The sequence below is a fragment of the Amycolatopsis echigonensis genome (assembly GCF_002846615.1).
GTDB classification, from domain to species: Bacteria; Actinomycetota; Actinomycetes; order Mycobacteriales; family Pseudonocardiaceae; genus Amycolatopsis; species Amycolatopsis echigonensis.
This window is the reverse complement of record NZ_PJMY01000003.1, coordinates 2,638,152-2,655,700: the sequence shown is the minus strand read 5'-3', so window position 1 is coordinate 2,655,700 and position 17,549 is coordinate 2,638,152. Positions and strand designations below refer to the sequence as shown.

Sequence of the window (17,549 nt, the reverse complement as noted above, 5' to 3'; positions counted from 1 at the left end):
TTCCCCTCAGTCGAGCCGGCGGGCGGTGCCCACCAGCCGGGCGAAAGCCTCCGAACGGCCGGCCACCTCGGCGAACGTGCCGAGGCTGGCGATGCGGCCGTGCTCCAGCACGGCGATCCGGTCGGCCGAGCGGATGGTGGAGAGCCGATGGGCCACCACCACCCGGGTCAGCCGCAAGTCGTCCACGGCGCGCCGCACGAGTTCCTGCGCGGCGGCGTCGAGCGCGCTGGTCGCTTCGTCGAGCAGCAGCACGGACGGGCGTTTGGCCAGCGCGCGGGCCAGCAGCAGTCGTTGCACCTGGCCGCCGGACAGCCCGCTCTCGCCGTCGGTGACCTGGGTGTGCAGGCCCATCGGCAGCGCGCGGACCACGTCGGCGAGCTGTGCCGATTCCGCCGCCTGCCAGGCCAGGCGCAGGTCCGTCTCGCCGGCCGCCTCGCAGATCACCTCGGCGAGGGTGCCGCGCATGAGCGTGGCGTCCTGTGCGACGTAGCCGATCCGCGTCCGCAGCTCGTCGACGTCGCAATGGCGGACGTCCACGCCGTCCACCAGCACCCGGCCGCGGTCGGCGCGGTCGAGGCCGAGCAGCAGCCGGAGCAGGGTCGACTTGCCCGCGCCGGACGCGCCGACCAGCGCGACGAATTCGCCCGGTTCGATGCGCAGCGAAATGTCCTGCAGCAGGTCACGGGTCTGGCCGGGATAGCGGAAGCTCACGCCGTCGAGGACCACCGCGCCCCGAGCGCGGGGGAGCGGAACCGGGTCCGGCGGCGTTTCCGGACGCGTCGTGAGCACCGGCGCGAGGCGGGCGTGTACCGGGCCGATCGAGAACAGGCCGACCAGCGCGCCCTGCAGCCGCGCGGCGGTGAGGTTGAGCGTCATGGCGACCATGACCACGGTCCACTGCGCGGTGAACCCGAGCCCGGCGGTCATCGGCAGCAGCACCGCGAGCAACGCCGGATAGCACGCCACGGCCAGTGCGCTCGCGATCTCCGAGTACCGCAACCCCTTGTCGTCCGACCGTTTCTGCGCCGTGAACGCCTCGCGCCAGCGACTGACCACATAGGACTGCGCGCCGAACGCCCGCACGTCGTCGATGCCGAGCATCGCCGGATAGACCGCGGCCTGCACGTCGTCGACCGCGGCCAGCACGTCGGTGTCGTGCCGTTGCTGGCGCACGGAAAGCCACAGCATCGCGCCGAGCACCAGCCCGAACATCCCGGTGGCGGCGACCGCGAGCCACGGGTCGAGCAAGGCCAGCAACGCGACCGCGACGAGTGCGAACACCGCGTGCAGCGCGGCGGTCAGGCCCCCGCTGCCGAGGAGTCCGCGCAGCTGGCCGACGCCGCCGGCGAAGCCCATCAACCGGCGCAGCGGGTACTGGCGGAAGAACGCCGAGGGCAGGCTCAGCAGCCGATGCCACAGCGCGGATTCGAGCCGGTCCTGAGCCCGGTCGGTGAGGGTCAGCAGACCGCGTTCGACCACCGCGGTGGTCAGCAGCTGCAAGGCGAGCAGCCCGGCGAGCGCTCCCGCCGCGTACGGCACGGCGCGCTGGTTCGCCGCGGCGATCGCGATGGCCAGCACCATGCCCGCCAGCGGCACGACGAATCCGAACACCGTCGCCAGCAGGCCGAGCACGGCCGTGACCGCCAGCCGGACCCGTTCGCCGGCCAGCGCGAACGACAGCAGTCCGCGTCCGGTCATTCCTTCGGGCGGCAGCGTGGTCATCCGGCCACCTCCGCGAAGTCGCGATACCCGCGGGCGTGTGCGACGAGGTCTTCGTGCGTCCCGTAGACGCGCACCTTCCCGCGGTCCAGCAGCACGACGGTGTCGTCGGCGCGGACTTCGGAAAGCCGGTGCGCCACCACGATCGTCGTGGTGCCGCGGGCCCGGATCGCCGCGTCGATCCGTCCGGCGAGAGCTGTTTCGACCGCGCTGGTCGCTTCGTCGAGTACGAGGACGCGCGGGTTGCGGGCGAGAGCGCGGGCCAGCGCGAGCCGTTGCCGCTCGCCGCCGGAGAAGTTGCGGGCCTGCTGGCTCACCGTCGCTTCGTCGACGCCGCCGCGCAGGGCGATCGTTTCGGTGAGTTGGGCGTCGGCGAGGGCGGCGGCGATCGCGTCGTCCGGCAGCCGCGTGCCCAGCTCCAGGTTCTCCCGCACGGTCCCCTCGAAGAACGCGGGCCGCTGCGGCACGTACCCGACCAGCGACGGCCGCACCGAAGGCGGAAGGTCCGCGGTGCGCTTCCCGTCGACGAGCGCCACGCCCGACCACGGCCGCACGAGTCCGGCCAGCACCTTCGCCAATGTCGACTTGCCGCAGCCGCTCGGGCCCACCAAGGTCATGCGACCGCCGGGCGGCACGTCGAGATCCAGCGAGACCAGCAGCGGTTCGGCGTTGGTGTCGTAGCCGTAGCGCAGGCCGCGCACGGTGACGCGGCCCGGGCCCACGGCGACGGGCGTGTCCACATCGGACGGATCGGTCTCGGCGCCCGCCACGTCGTCGTACGCGGCGAAGCTGCTGCGCAGGCCGCCGATGCGGTGCAGTCCGGTGACCAGCCCGCCCGCGTGCAGCTGCCACACTCCGGCCAGCACGGCCACGGTGATGACTTCGCTGGGCGCGACCAGTGCGGTCAGCGCGAGGCAGACGGCGTACCCGACGGCGTGCAGTGCCGTGACGCCGAGCCCGAAGCTGTGCTCGCCCAGCGCGACTTTCCGCTGCGCGGCAAGCACTTTGCGCTGCGCTGCGGACCAGCGGGCGAACGCTTGCCGTCCGCTGCCTTCGGCCTTCACCGTGTCGATCGCGGAGAGCACGTTGAGCGAAAGCCCGTCGCGCGCCGACTGCGCGACCATGAGCGTCGACTGCCGTTCGGTGCCGGACCGGCGGCCGAGGCGCAGGAACAGGGCGGTGATCAGCGTGCTGCCGAGCAGGACCGCGGCGGCCGCGGGGGCGAGCACGGTCAGCACGACGAGCAGTCCGAGCACCGCGGCGGCGTTCACCGCGACCGGGAGCACCACCGTGGTGAGCTGTTGCGCGATGGTGTCGGCGATCTGTACCCGAGCCGCGACGCCACCGGTGAACCGACGGTGGAAGTAGCTGCCGGGCAAGCGCAGCAGATGCCCGACGAGTTCGCTCGACCGCGTGAGGGACGTGCGCAGGAGCGCTGCCGAAAGCAAGCGTTGCTGCGCCCAGCCCGCCAGTGCGACGCCGACTGCGGTGGCGGCCAGAAGCCACTGCGCACTCGGCCCGGCGGTCGCGGTGACCAGCGACCGGGCGAGCAACGCGGCCGTCACCGTCAGCGCGGCGGTGAACACGCCCGCGGTCACCGCGCCGACGACCGCGGGCAGTCCCGCGCCCAGCCAGCGCATCGCGCGCGGCAGCACCCGCTGCGGCGCGCCACCGCGCGTGAACCCGGCACCGGGCCGGAAACCCAGGTACAGCCCGGAAAACCGGGTGCGGAACTCGGCCAGCGACAGCGTCAGCCTGCCCGCCGCCGGGTCGTGCAGCCGCACGCGGCCCTTCCGGCCGACTCGCTCCAGCACCGCGAAGTGCCGGTTGTCGACGAACACCACCCCGGGCGCGGCGAGTCCGCGCAAGGTGGCGAGGTCAGCTTCGGCTCCGGACAGCCGGACGCGCTTGGCGCTCACGGTGAGCCCGAACTGCTGCCCGCGCCGGGCGAGCGTCGCGGCGCTGATCCCGTCCCGTCCGCCGCCGCACGCTTGCGAAAGCTCCGGCCAGGTGAGGTGCTTGCCGAAACCGGCGAGCAGGATCCCGAGGCAGGCCGCGCCGCAGTCGGATTCCTCGACCTGGCGGAACTCGGCGCCCGCGCGGGAGCGGAAGCGGGTGCTCACCGCGCACCGCTTTCCGCGAGCGCCGGGGCGAAGGTCACCGGCAGCACGCGCGGGGTCGGAAAGGCCAGCGACTGCCGCCACGGCAGTTCGGCGAGCGGACGGCTCGGGGTCGGCAGCCGGTGGTGCACCGCCTGAAGCAGCGACTGCGCGGTCATCGCGGCCAGCGCGCTGCCAAGGCAGTAGTAGCTGCCGTGGCCGAACGCGACGTTGCCGGTGATCGGCCGATCCCACCGGAACTCCAGCGGCTCGGCGAACTTGCGCGGGTCGAGGTTGGCGGCGGCGAAAGCCAGGATGACGGTGTCGCCCGCCTTGAAGTCCAGGGTGCCGACGGACAGGTCGTGCGTGACCTGGCGCGAGCCGAACGCGACCGGCGTGCGCAGCCGGATCGCCTCGGCGAACACGCGGTCGGCGCGCTGCTCGTCGGCGGCCAGCGCCGCGGCGATCTCCGGGCGCTCGGACAGGACGACGAGCGTGTTGGCGAGCGCGGCGGTCACCGTGTCGAGGCCGGTCATGAACAGCAGGAGCACCATGTCGACGGCTTCGTCGGCGGAGAGCTTGCCGTCCTGCTGCGCCTGGGCAAGGTGCCCGATCAGGTCGTCGGCCGGTTCCGCGCGGCGCCGGGCGAGCTGGCCGGCGACGTACTCGCGCAGCTCGGCGAACTCCGCGGCGGTGATCGGCGGACCGGCCTCGGGATGCGCTTCGGCGAGAAAACCGGCGGCCAGCTGGTTCATCATGCCGGTCGCCCTCGCGGTGACCAGGTCACGGTCGGCCGGAGGGATGCCGAGCAGCACGGCGGTGACCCGCGCGGGCAGCGGCGTCGCGATGTCGGCCACGAACTCGGCCTCGCCGCGCCGGAGGGGTTCGGCCAGCAACTCGGCCACCACCTCGTCGATCCGGCCGCGCAGCGCGGCCAGCCGGCGGCCGGAAAAAGCTCCGGTGAGCACGCTTCGTAGCCGCTGGTGCTCCTCGGCGGCGCGCACCGACATGGTGCCGCTGAAGAAGCGAACAAACTGTGGGTTATCCCGGCGGACGTCCTCCTGGAACACCGGAGCCGCCATCGGGAAGCCGGGGTGGGTGCAGAGCCGGGTCACCAGGTCGTAGCCGGAAATGACCCACATCCCGTCGAACCGCACCACCGGTGCGCGTTCCGCGAGCTCCGCGAAGAAGCCCGGAGCGTCTTTGCCGAACGGCTCCTGACGGGCGAAGTGCCGCCACAGCCGCTGGACGATTTCTGCCATCCCCCAGTTCCTTTCTCGGCACGTGTTCATCCGCACCGCGTGGTCGCCGCCGGCTATAAAAGATTCATCATTCGGCGGCGACCACGGGTGTGTGGAATATCGGCTAACGCGCCTGGATCAGGTGGCGCAGCCGTAGGTGCCGAAGCACACCGGGCAGCCGATGCTGCCCGCCGTTCCGAAACAATTGCTGGCTCCGGCCTCGGTGAGTTCCTCGATCACGAGCTCCTCGACCTGCGGGGCCTGCGTGGTAGCGTTCTCCATGGCAACCTCCCTTCGAAATTCGTTTCGCCGCGGATGGGGCAGGGGATTGTCAGCTCGAGCTCGCGGTGCCGACCGTGCCCGCCGAGCTCGGGCACCCCGCGGTGCCCACGCTGCCGAGGCAGAAGCTGCCCGCCTGCGCGTCCGACAGCTGCTCGATCGTCAGCTCGGTCGTCGCCGGCTCCAAGATCTCTTCGTTCATGATGTTCTCCCTGTTCAGAGGCTCAGTGCGAGCTGACGGTGCCGTAGGAGCCCGCGCTGGAGGGGCAGCCGAACGTGCCGGCCGACCCGACGCACCAGCCGGCGCCGGTGGCGTCGGACAGCTCCTCGACGGTCAGTTCTTCGGTGAAGTCCTGCGACTCCTGCATGTCCATGTGCGTTGTCCTCTCAGGACCAGCTGAAGGCGGTGCCGATGCACGCCGGGCAGGTGGTGGAGCTGATGGTGCCGCCGGTGTTCGTGGTGCCGGCGCCGGCCACCTCGCCCAGCTCCTCCACCGTGATGTCCTCGGCGAACGCCTGCTCGACCTGGGTGTCGAACTCGTTCATATCGATCTCCTCGGATGTGCTGACCAGTGTTTTTCCGGATGCGGACGCGCTCAGCCGAAGCTGGAAGCGGTGCCGACGCTCGACGGGCAGCCCGCGCTGCCGATCGAGAAGGCGGTGCCGGCCGCGGTGGTCTCGACGAGCTCCTCGACCTGCAGCTCCTCCACCGCGTCCACGGCGTTGGTGATCTCCTGCATTCCTTTCACCTCCTCCCGCGATAAAAGCGAAGGGAATTCAGCTAGGGGTGCAGGCGACCGTGCCCTGAGTCCAGCCGTTAAAGCTGTAGCGGTACCGGTATTCCCCGCCCTGAGTACCGAGGTACTCCCATTCCGCCAGCTCGAATCCGACGTTTGCGAACTGTGTGCTCGGCACACACCTCGGCGGTGCCGGAACGGTGGCTCCGGTAGCGGATACTCCGGACAAACCGGACACAACCGCGAAAGCGGAAATGACAGCAGCGGTCATCATGCAAGCCCCCCAGGCTTTTGATTCCCCAGTTTCGTGCTATTCGCTTCGAGCGATTCGCACAAGGCGAACGTAAACCAAACTCGGCACCCGGTAGACGGGTTACGCAGCGATATCACCCGTCTGGAGTAGTTAGCTGACAGCTAATTTAGGGTTCCCTTAGGAAAGTCATGCTAAGAGTGCATGGCTGCCTACGCTGCGGTCACCCTGAGTACTGACTCCGGATAGCTCAGCGTCCGGGCGCGAAGACCGCCTGCGCGGCGAGCACCAGCGCCCGCACGGCCGCCGGCAGTGCCTCGGGAGACGGGGCGAAGTCCGGCGAGTGGTTGGTTCCGCGGTCGCCGACGCCGAGCGTCCAGTAGCACAGGGGCGCGCCCTCAGCCAGGTGGCTCACGTCCTCGGCCGCGGCCACCGGCGGCGTCCAGGAGACGAGGTTCGGGCCGAGGGCAGCCAGCTGTGCGCCCCGCACGGCGAGCGTGAGCTGCCGGTCGTTGATCGTCGCGGGGGCCGAGCGGACCGTCTGGATCTCCGGCTCGACCGGTGCCCCGGACGCGGCGGCCTCAGCGCGGCACACGCGCTCCACCGCGGTCAGCGCGCGGCTCAGCGCGCCGTCGGTCGCCGAACGCACGCTCACTCCCAGCCGCACCCGGTCCGGGATCACGTTGGCCGCGTCGCCCGCGTGGATCGAGCCGACCGTGACCACCACCGGCTCGGCCGGGCTGGTTTCCCGTGCCACCACCGATTGCAGCCGCACCACGAGATGTGCGGCCAGCACCACCGGGTCGACCGCGAGGTGCGGCACCGCGGCGTGCCCGCCCCGGCCGTGCACGGTGATCGCCAGTTCGGCGCACGGCGCGGTGATCGGCCCGGGCGAATGCCCGATCCGCCCCACCGGTCCCGGCACGGCGTGTTGGGCCAGCACCGCGTCCGGCTTCCCGAAAACGTCGTGCACGCCGTCGGCCACCATCGCCAGCGCGCCGTCGAGGGTCTCCTCGCCCGGCTGTCCCAGCACGACCAGCCTGCCCCGCCAGCTAGCCCGGTCCTCGGTCAGCTCCGCCGCGGCGCCGACCACGGCGGCGAGGTGCAGGTCGTGCCCGCACGCGTGCATCGCGGAACCGCTTGCGGCGTAAGACAAACCAGTGCGTTCGGTCAGCGGCAAAGCGTCCAGTTCGGACCGCAGCGCGACCGTGGGCCCCTCGCCGTTGTCCAGCGCCGCGACGACACCATGGCCCCCGATTCCCGGGTGCACGGTGAAGCCCAGGCCGGTCAGTTCCCGCGCGAGGACGGCGGCGGTGCGCTCCTCGGCGCCGGAGAGTTCGGGATGGCGGTGCAGGTCCTGATAAAGCTCGAACAGGTCCGTCACAGCCACCCGGCCTCCTCCGCGACGCGGTAGGCCGCCACCCGGTTGTCGACCTGCAGTTTCGTCAGGGTGCTCGACAGGTAGTTGCGCACGGTGCCCTCGGCCAGCGACAGCCGCGCGCCGATCTCGGCGGGACGCAGCCCGGCTCCCGAGAGCCGGAGCACTTCCAGCTCCCGATCGGTCAGCGGCGTCTCGCCGACCGCGAGCGCGTCGGCGGCGATTTCGGGGTCCACGTGCCGTCCGCCGGCGCACACCTTGCGCACGGCGTCGATCAGCGCGTCCGGCGAGATGTTCTTCGTGACGAACCCGCGCACCCCGGCCCGCATGGCGCGGTGCAGGTACCCGGGTTTGCCGTAACTGGTGACCACGAGAAGGGCACACGGGATGCCCTCGGCGTGCACCGCCTCGGCGACCTCCAGGCCGGACATGCGCGGCATGTCGATGTCGACCATGGCTCCGTCGGGACGTTCGCGCCGGATGGCTTCGAGCGCGTCGGCGCCGTTGTCCACGGCTTCGGCCACCTCGATGTCGTCGGCGAGGCTGAACACCGTGCGCAGGGATTCCCGGAGCAGGGCGTGGTCCTCGGCCAGCACGATCCGCAGGGTCATGAGTTTTTCCTCGGCAGGTCAAGGGGAACGCGAGCGGTGAGCACGAACTCGTCGCCCGCGCCGGTGTGGTCGAGCGTGCCGTGCACCGCGGCGAGCCGCTCGGCGAGGCCGGTGAGCCCGTGGCCGGCCCGGGCGCCCCCGGCGTGCGGCCGGTCATTGGAGATCCGGACGGTCAGCGCCGCCGGTTCGCGCACGAACTCGACGCGGCAGTTCTCCGCGGCACTGTGGCGCAGGATATTGGTGCCGCCCTCGCGGATCGCCGCGCCGATCGCCTCGGCCGCGGGTGCGGGCAGGTCCTCGGGCACCGGATCGGCGACCACCCGGACGCCGGCGAGGCTGAGGATCGACGACGTGCCGCGCAGCTCCTCGGCGAGGCTGGGCTGCCGGTAGCCGGCGATCACCTTGCGCAGTTCGGACACCGAACTGCCGGCGAGCTCGGCGATCTGCACGAACTGGTCGCGGGCGGCACCGGGGTCGGCGTCCAGCAGCCGCACCCCGAGTTCGGCCTTGAGCCGCACCACCGACAAGCCCCGCCCGAGCACGTCGTGCAGGTCGCGGGCGAAGCGCAACCGCTCCTCGACCACCGCCATCCGGGCCAGTTCGTCGCGGCTGGCGTGGACCTCGGCCGCGTAGGCGACCAGCAGCCCCATCCCGGCCAGCACGACGACGGTCACGACCGAGCGGAGCAACGTCTCGGCCACCGCGAACGCCGGCACGTCGTGCAGGAACGCGATCCCGGCCGTGCTGATCAGCACGAGCAGCGGGAAAAGCCAGCGTTTGGCTCCGGTGAAGCTGATCGCCGCGACCCCGGCGACCAGGGCGGGCAGCGCCAGCCACGCGGGTCCGAAGGCCAGCAGCAGCGCGTAGGACAGGCTGGTGGCGATGGCCACGTCGACCAGGTGCTCGCTCCGGGAAGACGAACGGCGCACCACCGACCACACGACGCGGCCGATGGCGGCCAGCAGACCGGCACCGGCCAGCACCGCGAAGAGGACGTCGACCATCGGGGGCCGGGTGCTGAGCCAGAGGAAGAACCCTTCGCCGGTGAACGCGACGACCGTGCCGAGGATCAGCAGCGCGACGACGCGGCCCAGTGTCCCGGGGCTCCACCGGTCCACACGTCCTCCCGCCTAGCCCGTCCGTTTCGGGTCCCATTTGAAGAAGCGCTTGCCCAGGCCGAGGGAAACGCCGATCCAGGCACAGAGTAGTCCCAGCGGCATGACGCACGCCCGGAACGACTGCAGGAATCCGACTTCCCGGGGCAGCTGGGCGGTCGCGGGATTCGAAGCGAAGTCGCGACCGAGGTAAGCGGTGCGCAGAATCTCGACCACCGAACTCGAGGGCAGGTACCGCACGGGAACCTGCAGGAAGTGCGGCATCTCCGACAGCGGGAAAACGATTCCGGACGCGAACATCATCAGGAACAGGAATGGCGTGACCAGCCACGTCGAGACCTCGCTGGTGGGCAGCAGCCCGGAAACGCCGATCGCCAGCAGCGCGAACGTGAACGCGCCCAGCACAACGCCGACCAGCAGCAACAGCGGGTTCGCCGGCGCGGGACCGCCCAGGTAAACGAGCCCGAAAACCAGGAGCACCACTACTTGCGCGACGCTGGTGACGGATCCGCTCATGGCTTCTCCGGTCATGATCGCGGTGTCGGGCAGCGGGGTGCCGCGCAGCCTTTTGTAAATCAGTTTCCCGCGTCGGCTTGTCGCCGAGTTCACGACGTTGTAGACGATCCAGACGAGGACGAATCCCATCATCCCCGGCAGCAGGTACACGCCGCCGTCGATGCCGGCGACCTCGCCCTTGCCGTGCTGGCTCGCGGGCAATCCGATGCCGAGCCCGAGCGGAATAAGCACTCCGGTGAGCGCGAAACCGAGATCGCGCCAGTGCACCTTCTGCGACAGCAGGAATTGTGACCAGGTGTAGCGCCACCAGCCCAGCGATCGGCGGGCGGCGGGCAGCACGGGTGCCGCGGCAGTCATCAGTGCTCCTTCGCGGTGACAGCGAGGTCGGCCTCGTCGGCGACCCGCAGGAAGACGTCTTCGAGCGAATTGCGCCGGACCTCGAGTTCGGAGATCCGCGCGCCGGCCCGGTGGGCCCAGTCGAGCAGCCGGTGCAGGTCCGCCTGCGGATCGGTGCTGCTCAGCGCGTAGTGGCGGCCGTCCTCCGACACCCCGGCCACTTCGACCGGCACCGGAGCCTCGCTGACGAACGTGACCGTCGAGCCGTGGTCGGCCCCGATCACCTCGCCGACGGATCCGTGGCGCACGATGCGCCCGCGGTCCATGATCGCCACGCGATCGGCGAGATACTGCGCTTCTTCCATGTAGTGCGTGGTCAGCAGGATCGCCATGCCGCCCGCGACCATGTTTTCCAGCACCCGCCACGTCCGCCGCCGCGCCTGCGGGTCGAGTCCGGTCGTCGGCTCATCGAGAAACAGCAGCTCCGGCCTCCCCAGGACGGCGAGCGCCAGGTCAAGGCGCCGCCGCTCTCCGCCGGACAGCTTCCCCACGCGCGTGTTCCCGACCTTGCCGAGGTCGACCAGGTCGATCACCTCGTCGATCGGCATCGCGTCGGCGGTGAAGCGCCGCCAGGCCCGGATCGACTCGACGACTGTCAGGTCGTCGAAGAACCCGGCCTCCTGCAACATGATCCCGACCCGCGGCGCGATCTTCTCGCGCTGCTGTGCCGGATCGACTCCGAAGACCCGCACACTCCCGGCCGAGGGCCGCCGGTACCCCTCCAGGACGTCCATTGTCGACGTCTTGCCCGCACCGTTGGTCCCCAGCAACCCGAAAACCTCGCCGGCGCGCACCGTGAAACTCAACCCGTGGACCGCTACGAACGACCCGTAGTCGATCCGCAGGCCGTCCACCTCGACTACCGTTTCCCTGCCCATGCCGACAGCGTCTCGCCGACCGCCCTGACCGGCACAGGAGCAGCCCTCACCGAACCGACGTGGATTTCGCAGGCGAGGCTCATGACAAACCTCATATCCGCAGGTCAGGGCATGCTCTGGGTGGCGGTCTGGAGGCACCTGCACTTCGCCGGGGCCTGGCTTGCCGTGAGCGAACAAGCGAATCTCGGGGTGCTCGGGACCGGCTTTTCGCCGGAAGGGCTGCGGTTCAACGGAATCAGCGGCGAGGAGTACAGAGTGGACTGCGCCAATCAGCTGACCGTCGCGCGGTTGCACCGCCTGCCGGTCTGGCAGCTGCCAGACACCTCCCGTTCACCTGTCCTGCTTAAGGTCGGCCGCATGTTGCGGGACGTGCGGGAGTACATCGATCGGCTCGAGATCGACGGGCATTCGGTCGGCGAGGACCACGATGACGATCCCGTGCTGATCGACGCGTTCGGCAAGGCGGTCGACACCTGGCGGGAGAACTATCCCTACGACGAGCGCATGCCGCGCGAGGAGTACGACCAGACCAAGTATCTGCTGCAGGTCGAACTGCTCAAGCTGCAGAACTCGATCAGCGAGACCGGCAGCCGGCACGTCATTTTGTTCGAGGGGCGCGACGCCGCGGGCAAGGGCGGCACCATCAAGCGGTTCATGGAGCATCTCAACCCGCGCCACGCTCGTGTCGTCGCGCTCGCCAAGCCCAGCGACCGGGAAGCGCATCAGTGGTACTTCCAGCGCTACGTCCAGCATCTGCCGACCGCGGGCGAGATGGTGTTGTTCGACCGGTCCTGGTACAACCGGGCCGGGGTCGAGCAGGTGATGGGGTTTTGCTCGCCGGACCAGTACGAGCAGTTCATGCGGCAGGTGCCGCTGTTCGAGGAAATGCTGGTGGAGAGCGGGATCACCGTCACGAAGTTCTGGTTCTCGGTGACCCAGGCCGAACAGCGCACGCGGTTCATCATCCGGCAGGTCGACCCGGTGCGGCAGTGGAAACTGTCCCCGATGGACCTGCAGTCGCTCGACAAATGGGACGACTACACCGCGGCCAAGGAGGCGATGTTCCTCCGCACGGACAACGATCTCGCGCCGTGGATCACGATCAAGAGCAACGACAAGAAACGCGCCCGGATCAACGCGATGCGCTATTTCCTGTCCCGGTTCGACTATGAGGGCAAAGACAAAACCGTGGTGGGGGAACCGGATCCGCTGATCGTGAAGCGCGGACGGGACGCGGTCGGCGACTGAATGTCCATAAAGGACAATCAGCCCTCGAGGAACTCCAGCCGGTTGCCGACCGGGTCGAAGGTGTGGAACCGCCGCCTGCCCGGGATTTCCGCGGGATCGGCCCACGCCACGGATCGGCCGGCGGCTTCGATCGCGGCGGCGACGGCGTCCACGTCGACCACGAACGCCGGGTGCGCCTTGAGTGCTGGACGGAAATCCGCCTCGACGCCGACGTGCAGTTCGCCGTCCGGGCCGCCGACGCCGGGCACCTGGAACCAGCAGCCGCCGCGGGCCGCCAGCAGCGGCGGTTTCGGCAGTTCCGTCCAGCCGAGCACACCGGTGTAGAAAGCGCGTTCGTCGTCCTCCGCGCCCGCTGGGCAGGCGATCTGCACGTGATGAATCATGCTGCGAAACCTACGCCAGCTCGGCGGGTTTCGGTTCCGGGAAAGCGTAGAACCGCACGGCCAGATCACGCGCCTCGTCGGACGGACCGGGTTTGCGGGCGGCGTAGCGGTGCACCAGTTCCAGGTACTCCGCTTGGAACTCCTTCAGGTCCTTGTAGCTCAGCCGGATGCCGGCGCGGCTCCCGGCGGTCCAGCCGTCGAAGGTGTCGCGATGCTCGGCGGCCCAGGACATCAGGCGCACCTCGCGGTCGTACTTCGCGTCGAGGTAGGCGGCCAGCTTCGGCCGGTCTTCCTCGGGGAAGTCCTCCGGCTTCGCTTCGTTCGTGCTCTGCGGGAGGGAGTGCCAGCGACCGTCGCGGGCACGACGCGTGTATCCGGCGTGGGTGAGGGTCAGCAGCGCGGCCGGGACGTCGATCGACGGGAGCTGCGCGCGCAGTTCGGCCGAGGTGGCCGGCAGCAGCCGGAGCAACCGCTGGTAGTTCGGGTTCGTGTGCACGGCGATGTCGCGCATGGTCAGCGGCCGCGGTCGCGCGTTGCCGGCGAGCAGGGCGCGCGCTCGCAGCATCAGGAACACCGCGATCGGCACTTCCGCGACCAGCGCGGTGCCGATGCTGGCCCACTGGTCGGGACCGCCCCAGTCGAGGACGACGTCGAACCAGGCGTCGCAGCACAGCAGCGCGGCGGTCGCGGCCAGCATCGGCACCGACGCGCGGCTGCGGCGCATCCCGAGCAGCACGGACGCGGCGAAACACAGCAGCAGGACGATGTCGAAGCCGACCCAGGCGACCCGCCACTGGCTCGTGTCGAAGTGCTCGGGCAGGGTCAGCCCGAGATAGACCGTCCACGGCACCAGGAACACCGCGATGCCGGCGAGGACGGCGAGAAGCAGGCGTCGGAACACTTCATCGACGCTAGCCGCGCCGGTGCCGGACAACATCCGGGAAGATCCCGGAGATCGACCCCGAGACGAGGCGCGCAGTGTCTACTGTGGACGGTCGGCGGCGAGGGCCTGCCAATGGTCGGCTTCGGCGGTCGCGCCGCGGGCGCGCAGCATCCGGGTCAGGCTCAGCATGCCCTGCACGTCACCGGTCTCCGCGGCGACGCGGAAGCAGCGTTCGGCCTGTGCCAGGTCGCTGCGGGATTCGGCGAGATGTCCCAGGTTGGTAAGCGCCGGGATGCTGCCGTGCTCGGCGGCCTTGCGGTACCAAGCCGCGGCCTCGCCGTCGTCGCGGCGATTGCGGGCGAGAACGCCGAGGTTGGTCATCGCCGCCGCGTCGCCCGCCTCGGCGGCTTCGAGGTACCAGCGCTCCGCCTCTTCGAGGTCGCCCCGGCGATGCAGCAGCAGTCCCAACCGCACCTTCGCCTCGACGTGCCCGCCTTTCGCGCCGCGACGGAACCACCGCTCGGCGTCGCCTTGCCGGTCCGTCCGTTCCGCTTCCCGGCCCAGCAGGCAGGTCGCGGAGAGTTCGCCCGCGTCCAGCGCGGCTCGCCACCAGTACGCCATCTCGTCGGGCGCGCCGAGTTCTCGCAGGACCGTGCCGAGGTCCAGCATCGCCGTCGCGTTGCCGTCCTCCGCGGCCGTGCGGCACCAGCCCTCGGCCTCGGCGTATCGGCCGTCTTCGACGAGCAGGTGACCCAGCAGTCCGGCTGCTTCGGTCGCACCGGCTTGGAACGCGGCGGCATACCAACGTTCGGCGTCGTTGAGATGACCCTGGTTTTCGCAGGTACGGGCGTATCCGAGCATCCCGTGCGGCTCGCCGGCCTGCGCGGCTTCGTGGTACCAGCGGGCGGCCTCGTCGTCGGCTCCGCGTTCGGCCAGCAGGTGGGCCAGCGCGGTCATGGCGATCCGGTCACCGCCCGAGGCAGCCCGGCGATACCACTGTTCGGCCTCCGCCGTGTCGCCGCGTTCGCGCAGGTCGGCGGCGACCCGCGTCATCGCGACGAGGTTGCCGCCCTCCGCCGCCTTCCGGCGCAGGTAGTCATCGACGCGTGTGTTCCAGTTCCGCAGCCGCCCGGGCATCTCGCACCCGCTCCTTTCCGGCTCCCCACTGAAGACAATCGTTCGCGCCGCCGAGGACGTGACACCTTCGCGAGCGTTATCCACCCCCGCTGATCTGCGCTTTTTCGTTGGCGGGCAACGACTGGCCGGACGTGGTCCTTGCCACGGCTCGAACGCTGCCGAGAGTGTCTGCGCGATTACCGGCCCGGCGACAGGCATACTCCGGCTCCCCGAACTCCCCGCCCGAGAGGATTCCGCGCACCATGGCCCGGCCGTTCCCCACCAAGCGCACCGTGCTGCTCGCGGTCGTGCTGCTCATCGCTGTCGTCGGGTTTTGGTACGGCCAGCGCGAAGTCGGCGACACCCCGTCCGAGGCGGCACCGGCCTCCGCCGCGGACGCGACGAAGCAGCTGTCCGAGCTGAAGATCGGCGCGCGCGGCACCATGACCGGCTATTCGCGCGACAAGTTCAAGCACTGGGACAGCCAGGGCGACAGCTGCGACACCCGCGAAACCGTTCTCAAGCGCGCGGGCAAGGACGTCAAGGCGGGCAGCGACTGCAAGCCGACGTCGGGCACCTGGCTGAGCGTGTACGACGGCCAGACCTGGACCAAGCCGACTCAGCTCGACATCGACCACATGGTCCCGCTCGGCCAGGCCTGGGTGAGCGGCGCGCGCGACTGGACGCAGGAGAAGCGCGAGCAGTTCGCGAACGACCTCACGCGCCCGCAGCTGTTCGCGGTGACGGCGAGCGTGAACCGGCAGAAGAGCGACAAGGCTCCGGACGAGTGGAAGCCGCCGCTGGTGTCGTTCTGGTGCACCTACGCGACCGACTGGGTCACGGTGAAGCACTACTACGGGCTGACGATCACGGACATGGAGAAGAACGCGCTGCAGGACATGCTGAAGCGCTGCCCAGCGTGACAAGCTGGGCCCCATGGCGACTTTCGCGCTGATCCACGGGGGCGGCGGCAGCGGCTGGGACTGGCACCTGGTCGCCGCGCGGCTCAAGGCGTCCGGCCACGAGGTCGTGGCCCCGGACCTGCCGATCGAGAACCCGCAGGCCACGTTCGCCGACTTCACCGACACCGTGGTCGCGGCGATCGGCGACGCCGCGGAAGTCGTCGTGGTCGGACATTCCTACGGCGGGTTCACCGCGCCGCTCGTGGCGGAGCGGGTCGGCGCGCGGCTTCTCGTGTTCGTCGCCGGGATGGTGCCCGCGCCAGGCGAGGCTCCGGGGGAGTGGTGGGGCAACGTCGGCTTCGAATCGGCCGACGGACTGAGCGTCGCCGAGCAGTTCATGGCGGACGTTCCGGCCGAGCTGGCGGAGGAGAACGAGCGCCGCGGCCGGGATCAGAACAGCGCCGAGTACAGCGTGCCGTGGCCAGGCGAGCGGTTGCCGGACGTGCCAACAAAAGTCCTGCTCTTCCGCGACGACCGGTTCTTCTCCGCGGACCTGTTGCGCCGGGTCGCGCGCGAACGGCTGGGACTGGACGCGGACGAGATGGCCGGTTCCCATCTCGCGCTGCTGAGCCGTCCGGACGAACTCGCTGACCGCCTCCTGGCCTATTACGCGGCGGTGGCTGGCTAACATGTCGCAACCGCGACAGTGCGAGGCAGTGACGTGAACCCCGGCTCGCCCCGAATCTTGTGCGATGACGTGGAGATCACGAGGCCATCACTCTCGGCCGCACGCGGCTCACCGGTGCCTGGCCCCGGTGAGTGGCACGCCGTCACCTTGCTCACCGGTGACGTCGTGCACGTCGAAAGTTTCCAGGGCGGCAGGCAGATCGCGACGGTCCGGCCGGGCACGGGGCGGAGCACGTCCGCTTCACCCAGTCCGAAAACCCGCGCGGTTATCCGCAGGATCTCCGAGACCTGTGCCGCGCTCAGCCCCAGCTGCTCGCCCGCTCCTCGTCCCCAGTCACCCCGATTGCGTCCAGCATCCGGCGTCCGGCGCTGTGGATCGGACTCGCGTCCGCAGCGCTCTTCCTCGCCGGGATCGCGTTCCTCCGGTTGCCGGTGACCGCCCTCTCTTCGGCCCCGGCGACCCACCGGATTCCGTCACCAGCGTCCGGGTCGGCTGCGGGACGGCGTTCAGCTCGCCGGAGACCGAGACACACGCCGAAGCGGGCTGTGCGGCGGCCGAACGGCCGCGCACGATCGTCGGCTGGCTCGGGGGCGGACTAGGGGTGCTCGGCGCGGCCGGGCTCGTGGTGGCCAGCCGGCGTCAGCTGAGGCCGAACGCCGCCCAGACGCACTTCCCGCCCTCGGCCGGGTCGTAGCCCCAGCGCCGGGACAGCGCGTGCACCAGCTGAAGTCCGCGGCTGCGCGCCGCGGACGGAAGAACCGGCTCTTTCAGCTGCGGAAGGGAGGCCGAGGTGTCGAAGACCCGCAGCATCAGTTCGCCGTGCTCGATCCGGAGTTCGAGCCGGTCTGGCCGGTCGCCGTGCTCGAAGGCGTTGGTGACCAGCTCGGAAGTCGCCAGCAGCACGTCGTCGCGAAGCTGGGCGGGAACGTCGAGCTGGGCGAGCGCGGCGCGGACCTGTGCCCGCGCGATAGCGGGCGCGGTGACGTCGTCCGGAAGCTCCAGGCGCACCGTGGCGGCGGCCGCCTCGGTGCCCCTGGTCGGCATCCTGGACGTCGTCATGGGTTCTGCACCTCCCGGCCGCTGTTGTCGCATGTGGTGTTTACCCAACTC

Annotated in this window: 20 protein-coding genes; 3 read left to right on the top strand and 17 right to left on the bottom strand. The window is 70.3% G+C overall.

The window, feature by feature from the left end:
* Positions 1–6: 6 nt before the first annotated feature.
* The 13 genes from ATK30_RS17365 to ATK30_RS17330 all read right to left on the bottom strand — a co-directional run bounded on the left by ATK30_RS17365 (position 7) and on the right by ATK30_RS17330 (position 11,219).
* On the bottom strand, positions 7–1,722 hold the full coding sequence (locus ATK30_RS17365) for an ATP-binding cassette domain-containing protein (RefSeq protein ID WP_101436462.1): 1,716 nt from the start codon (positions 1,720–1,722) through the stop codon (positions 7–9).
* Positions 1,719–3,842: an ATP-binding cassette domain-containing protein gene (locus tag ATK30_RS17360; RefSeq protein ID WP_158242478.1), complete on the bottom strand. Its 2,124-nt coding sequence runs from the start codon at positions 3,840–3,842 to the stop codon at positions 1,719–1,721. Before ATK30_RS17360 ends, ATK30_RS17365 begins: the two co-directional genes overlap by 4 nt.
* Entirely contained in the window at positions 3,839–5,080 is a 1,242-nt protein-coding gene (locus ATK30_RS17355) for a cytochrome P450 (protein WP_158242477.1), read from the bottom strand. The genes ATK30_RS17360 and ATK30_RS17355 overlap by 4 nt, the downstream gene beginning before the upstream one ends.
* A 117-nt stretch (positions 5,081–5,197) precedes the next feature.
* The gene (locus tag ATK30_RS45360) at positions 5,198–5,341 is read right to left on the bottom strand and encodes a hypothetical protein (RefSeq protein WP_167441931.1); all 144 of its coding nucleotides are present in this window, start codon (positions 5,339–5,341) and stop codon (positions 5,198–5,200) included.
* 49 nt (positions 5,342–5,390) lie between these two features.
* Positions 5,391–5,540 carry a hypothetical protein gene (locus ATK30_RS45050; RefSeq protein WP_158242476.1) on the bottom strand — a complete coding sequence of 50 codons (150 nt, stop codon included), beginning with the start codon at positions 5,538–5,540 and terminating at the stop codon, positions 5,391–5,393.
* 22 nt (positions 5,541–5,562) lie between these two features.
* Positions 5,563–5,712 (bottom strand): thiocillin family RiPP, encoded by a 150-nt coding sequence (locus ATK30_RS44500; protein WP_009085976.1) that lies wholly within the window; start codon positions 5,710–5,712, stop codon positions 5,563–5,565.
* A 13-nt stretch (positions 5,713–5,725) separates the two neighbouring features.
* On the bottom strand, positions 5,726–5,884 hold the full coding sequence (locus ATK30_RS44710; RefSeq protein ID WP_143271399.1) for a RiPP peptide: 159 nt from the start codon (positions 5,882–5,884) through the stop codon (positions 5,726–5,728).
* 50 nt (positions 5,885–5,934) lie between these two features.
* Complete coding sequence (locus tag ATK30_RS44495; protein ID WP_107503639.1) at positions 5,935–6,078, bottom strand: thiocillin family RiPP; 144 nt, start codon at positions 6,076–6,078, stop codon at positions 5,935–5,937.
* Between the two features lie 497 nt (positions 6,079–6,575).
* On the bottom strand, positions 6,576–7,715 hold the full coding sequence (locus ATK30_RS17350; RefSeq protein ID WP_101436459.1) for an amidohydrolase: 1,140 nt from the start codon (positions 7,713–7,715) through the stop codon (positions 6,576–6,578).
* On the bottom strand, positions 7,706–8,314 hold the full coding sequence (locus tag ATK30_RS17345; protein WP_037368971.1) for a response regulator transcription factor: 609 nt from the start codon (positions 8,312–8,314) through the stop codon (positions 7,706–7,708). The genes ATK30_RS17350 and ATK30_RS17345 overlap by 10 nt, the downstream gene beginning before the upstream one ends.
* Entirely contained in the window at positions 8,311–9,432 is a 1,122-nt protein-coding gene (locus tag ATK30_RS17340) for a sensor histidine kinase (protein WP_101436458.1), read from the bottom strand. Before ATK30_RS17340 ends, ATK30_RS17345 begins: the two co-directional genes overlap by 4 nt.
* A 12-nt stretch (positions 9,433–9,444) precedes the next feature.
* Positions 9,445–10,302 (bottom strand): ABC transporter permease, encoded by an 858-nt coding sequence (locus ATK30_RS17335; RefSeq protein WP_101436457.1) that lies wholly within the window; start codon positions 10,300–10,302, stop codon positions 9,445–9,447.
* Positions 10,302–11,219 (bottom strand): ABC transporter ATP-binding protein, encoded by a 918-nt coding sequence (locus ATK30_RS17330; protein ID WP_101436456.1) that lies wholly within the window; start codon positions 11,217–11,219, stop codon positions 10,302–10,304. The genes ATK30_RS17335 and ATK30_RS17330 overlap by 1 nt, the downstream gene beginning before the upstream one ends.
* A 111-nt stretch (positions 11,220–11,330) precedes the next feature.
* Between ATK30_RS17330 and ppk2 the strand changes: the two genes are divergently transcribed.
* Positions 11,331–12,467 carry a polyphosphate kinase 2 gene (ppk2, locus tag ATK30_RS17325; RefSeq protein WP_244194640.1) on the top strand — a complete coding sequence of 379 codons (1,137 nt, stop codon included), beginning with the start codon at positions 11,331–11,333 and terminating at the stop codon, positions 12,465–12,467.
* Positions 12,468–12,484: 17 nt separating this feature from the next.
* Here the strand turns inward: ppk2 and ATK30_RS17320 are convergent, their stop codons facing one another.
* The 3 genes from ATK30_RS17320 to ATK30_RS17310 all read right to left on the bottom strand — a co-directional run bounded on the left by ATK30_RS17320 (position 12,485) and on the right by ATK30_RS17310 (position 14,870).
* Positions 12,485–12,850 (bottom strand): VOC family protein, encoded by a 366-nt coding sequence (locus tag ATK30_RS17320; RefSeq protein WP_101436455.1) that lies wholly within the window; start codon positions 12,848–12,850, stop codon positions 12,485–12,487.
* A gap of 10 nt (positions 12,851–12,860) precedes the next feature.
* A complete protein-coding gene (locus ATK30_RS17315) occupies positions 12,861–13,751 on the bottom strand; it encodes a hypothetical protein (RefSeq protein ID WP_244194639.1) in 891 nt (296 codons plus the stop codon).
* A gap of 81 nt (positions 13,752–13,832) precedes the next feature.
* Positions 13,833–14,870, bottom strand: a complete 1,038-nt coding sequence (locus tag ATK30_RS17310) for a tetratricopeptide repeat protein (protein WP_101436453.1) — start codon at positions 14,868–14,870, stop codon at positions 13,833–13,835.
* A 242-nt stretch (positions 14,871–15,112) separates the two neighbouring features.
* Between ATK30_RS17310 and ATK30_RS17305 the strand changes: the two genes are divergently transcribed.
* Both ATK30_RS17305 and ATK30_RS17300 read left to right on the top strand, forming a co-directional pair.
* Positions 15,113–15,772: an HNH endonuclease family protein gene (locus ATK30_RS17305; protein ID WP_101436452.1), complete on the top strand. Its 660-nt coding sequence runs from the start codon at positions 15,113–15,115 to the stop codon at positions 15,770–15,772.
* Between the two features lie 13 nt (positions 15,773–15,785).
* Positions 15,786–16,439 carry an alpha/beta fold hydrolase gene (locus ATK30_RS17300; RefSeq protein WP_101436451.1) on the top strand — a complete coding sequence of 218 codons (654 nt, stop codon included), beginning with the start codon at positions 15,786–15,788 and terminating at the stop codon, positions 16,437–16,439.
* Positions 16,440–17,078: 639 nt separating this feature from the next.
* Here the strand turns inward: ATK30_RS17300 and ATK30_RS17295 are convergent.
* Complete coding sequence (locus ATK30_RS17295) at positions 17,079–17,498, bottom strand: ATP-binding protein (protein WP_167441930.1); 420 nt, start codon at positions 17,496–17,498, stop codon at positions 17,079–17,081.
* Positions 17,499–17,549: the final 51 nt, after the last annotated feature.

Bases quoted from the DNA above. Each gene is read 5' to 3' on its own strand.
- ATK30_RS17335 (WP_101436457.1), bottom strand. From the start codon at position 10,302: ATGACTGCCGCGGCACCCGTGCTGCCCGCCGCCCGCCGATCGCTGGGC.
- ATK30_RS45050 (WP_158242476.1), bottom strand. From the start codon at position 5,540: ATGAACGAAGAGATCTTGGAGCCGGCGACGACCGAGCTGACGATCGAG.
- ATK30_RS17305 (WP_101436452.1), top strand. From the start codon at position 15,113: ATGGCCCGGCCGTTCCCCACCAAGCGCACCGTGCTGCTCGCGGTCGTG.
- ATK30_RS17310 (WP_101436453.1), bottom strand. From the start codon at position 14,870: ATGCCCGGGCGGCTGCGGAACTGGAACACACGCGTCGATGACTACCTG.
- ATK30_RS17345 (WP_037368971.1), bottom strand. From the start codon at position 8,314: ATGACCCTGCGGATCGTGCTGGCCGAGGACCACGCCCTGCTCCGGGAA.
- ATK30_RS17300 (WP_101436451.1), top strand. From the start codon at position 15,786: ATGGCGACTTTCGCGCTGATCCACGGGGGCGGCGGCAGCGGCTGGGAC.
- ATK30_RS17295 (WP_167441930.1), bottom strand. From the start codon at position 17,498: ATGACGACGTCCAGGATGCCGACCAGGGGCACCGAGGCGGCCGCCGCC.
- ppk2 (WP_244194640.1), top strand. From the start codon at position 11,331: ATGCTCTGGGTGGCGGTCTGGAGGCACCTGCACTTCGCCGGGGCCTGG.
- ATK30_RS44710 (WP_143271399.1), bottom strand. From the start codon at position 5,884: ATGAACGAGTTCGACACCCAGGTCGAGCAGGCGTTCGCCGAGGACATC.
- ATK30_RS17320 (WP_101436455.1), bottom strand. From the start codon at position 12,850: ATGATTCATCACGTGCAGATCGCCTGCCCAGCGGGCGCGGAGGACGAC.
- ATK30_RS45360 (WP_167441931.1), bottom strand. From the start codon at position 5,341: ATGGAGAACGCTACCACGCAGGCCCCGCAGGTCGAGGAGCTCGTGATC.
- ATK30_RS17355 (WP_158242477.1), bottom strand. From the start codon at position 5,080: ATGGCAGAAATCGTCCAGCGGCTGTGGCGGCACTTCGCCCGTCAGGAG.
- ATK30_RS44500 (WP_009085976.1), bottom strand. From the start codon at position 5,712: ATGGACATGCAGGAGTCGCAGGACTTCACCGAAGAACTGACCGTCGAG.
- ATK30_RS17365 (WP_101436462.1), bottom strand. From the start codon at position 1,722: ATGACCACGCTGCCGCCCGAAGGAATGACCGGACGCGGACTGCTGTCG.
- ATK30_RS44495 (WP_107503639.1), bottom strand. From the start codon at position 6,078: ATGCAGGAGATCACCAACGCCGTGGACGCGGTGGAGGAGCTGCAGGTC.
- ATK30_RS17330 (WP_101436456.1), bottom strand. From the start codon at position 11,219: ATGGGCAGGGAAACGGTAGTCGAGGTGGACGGCCTGCGGATCGACTAC.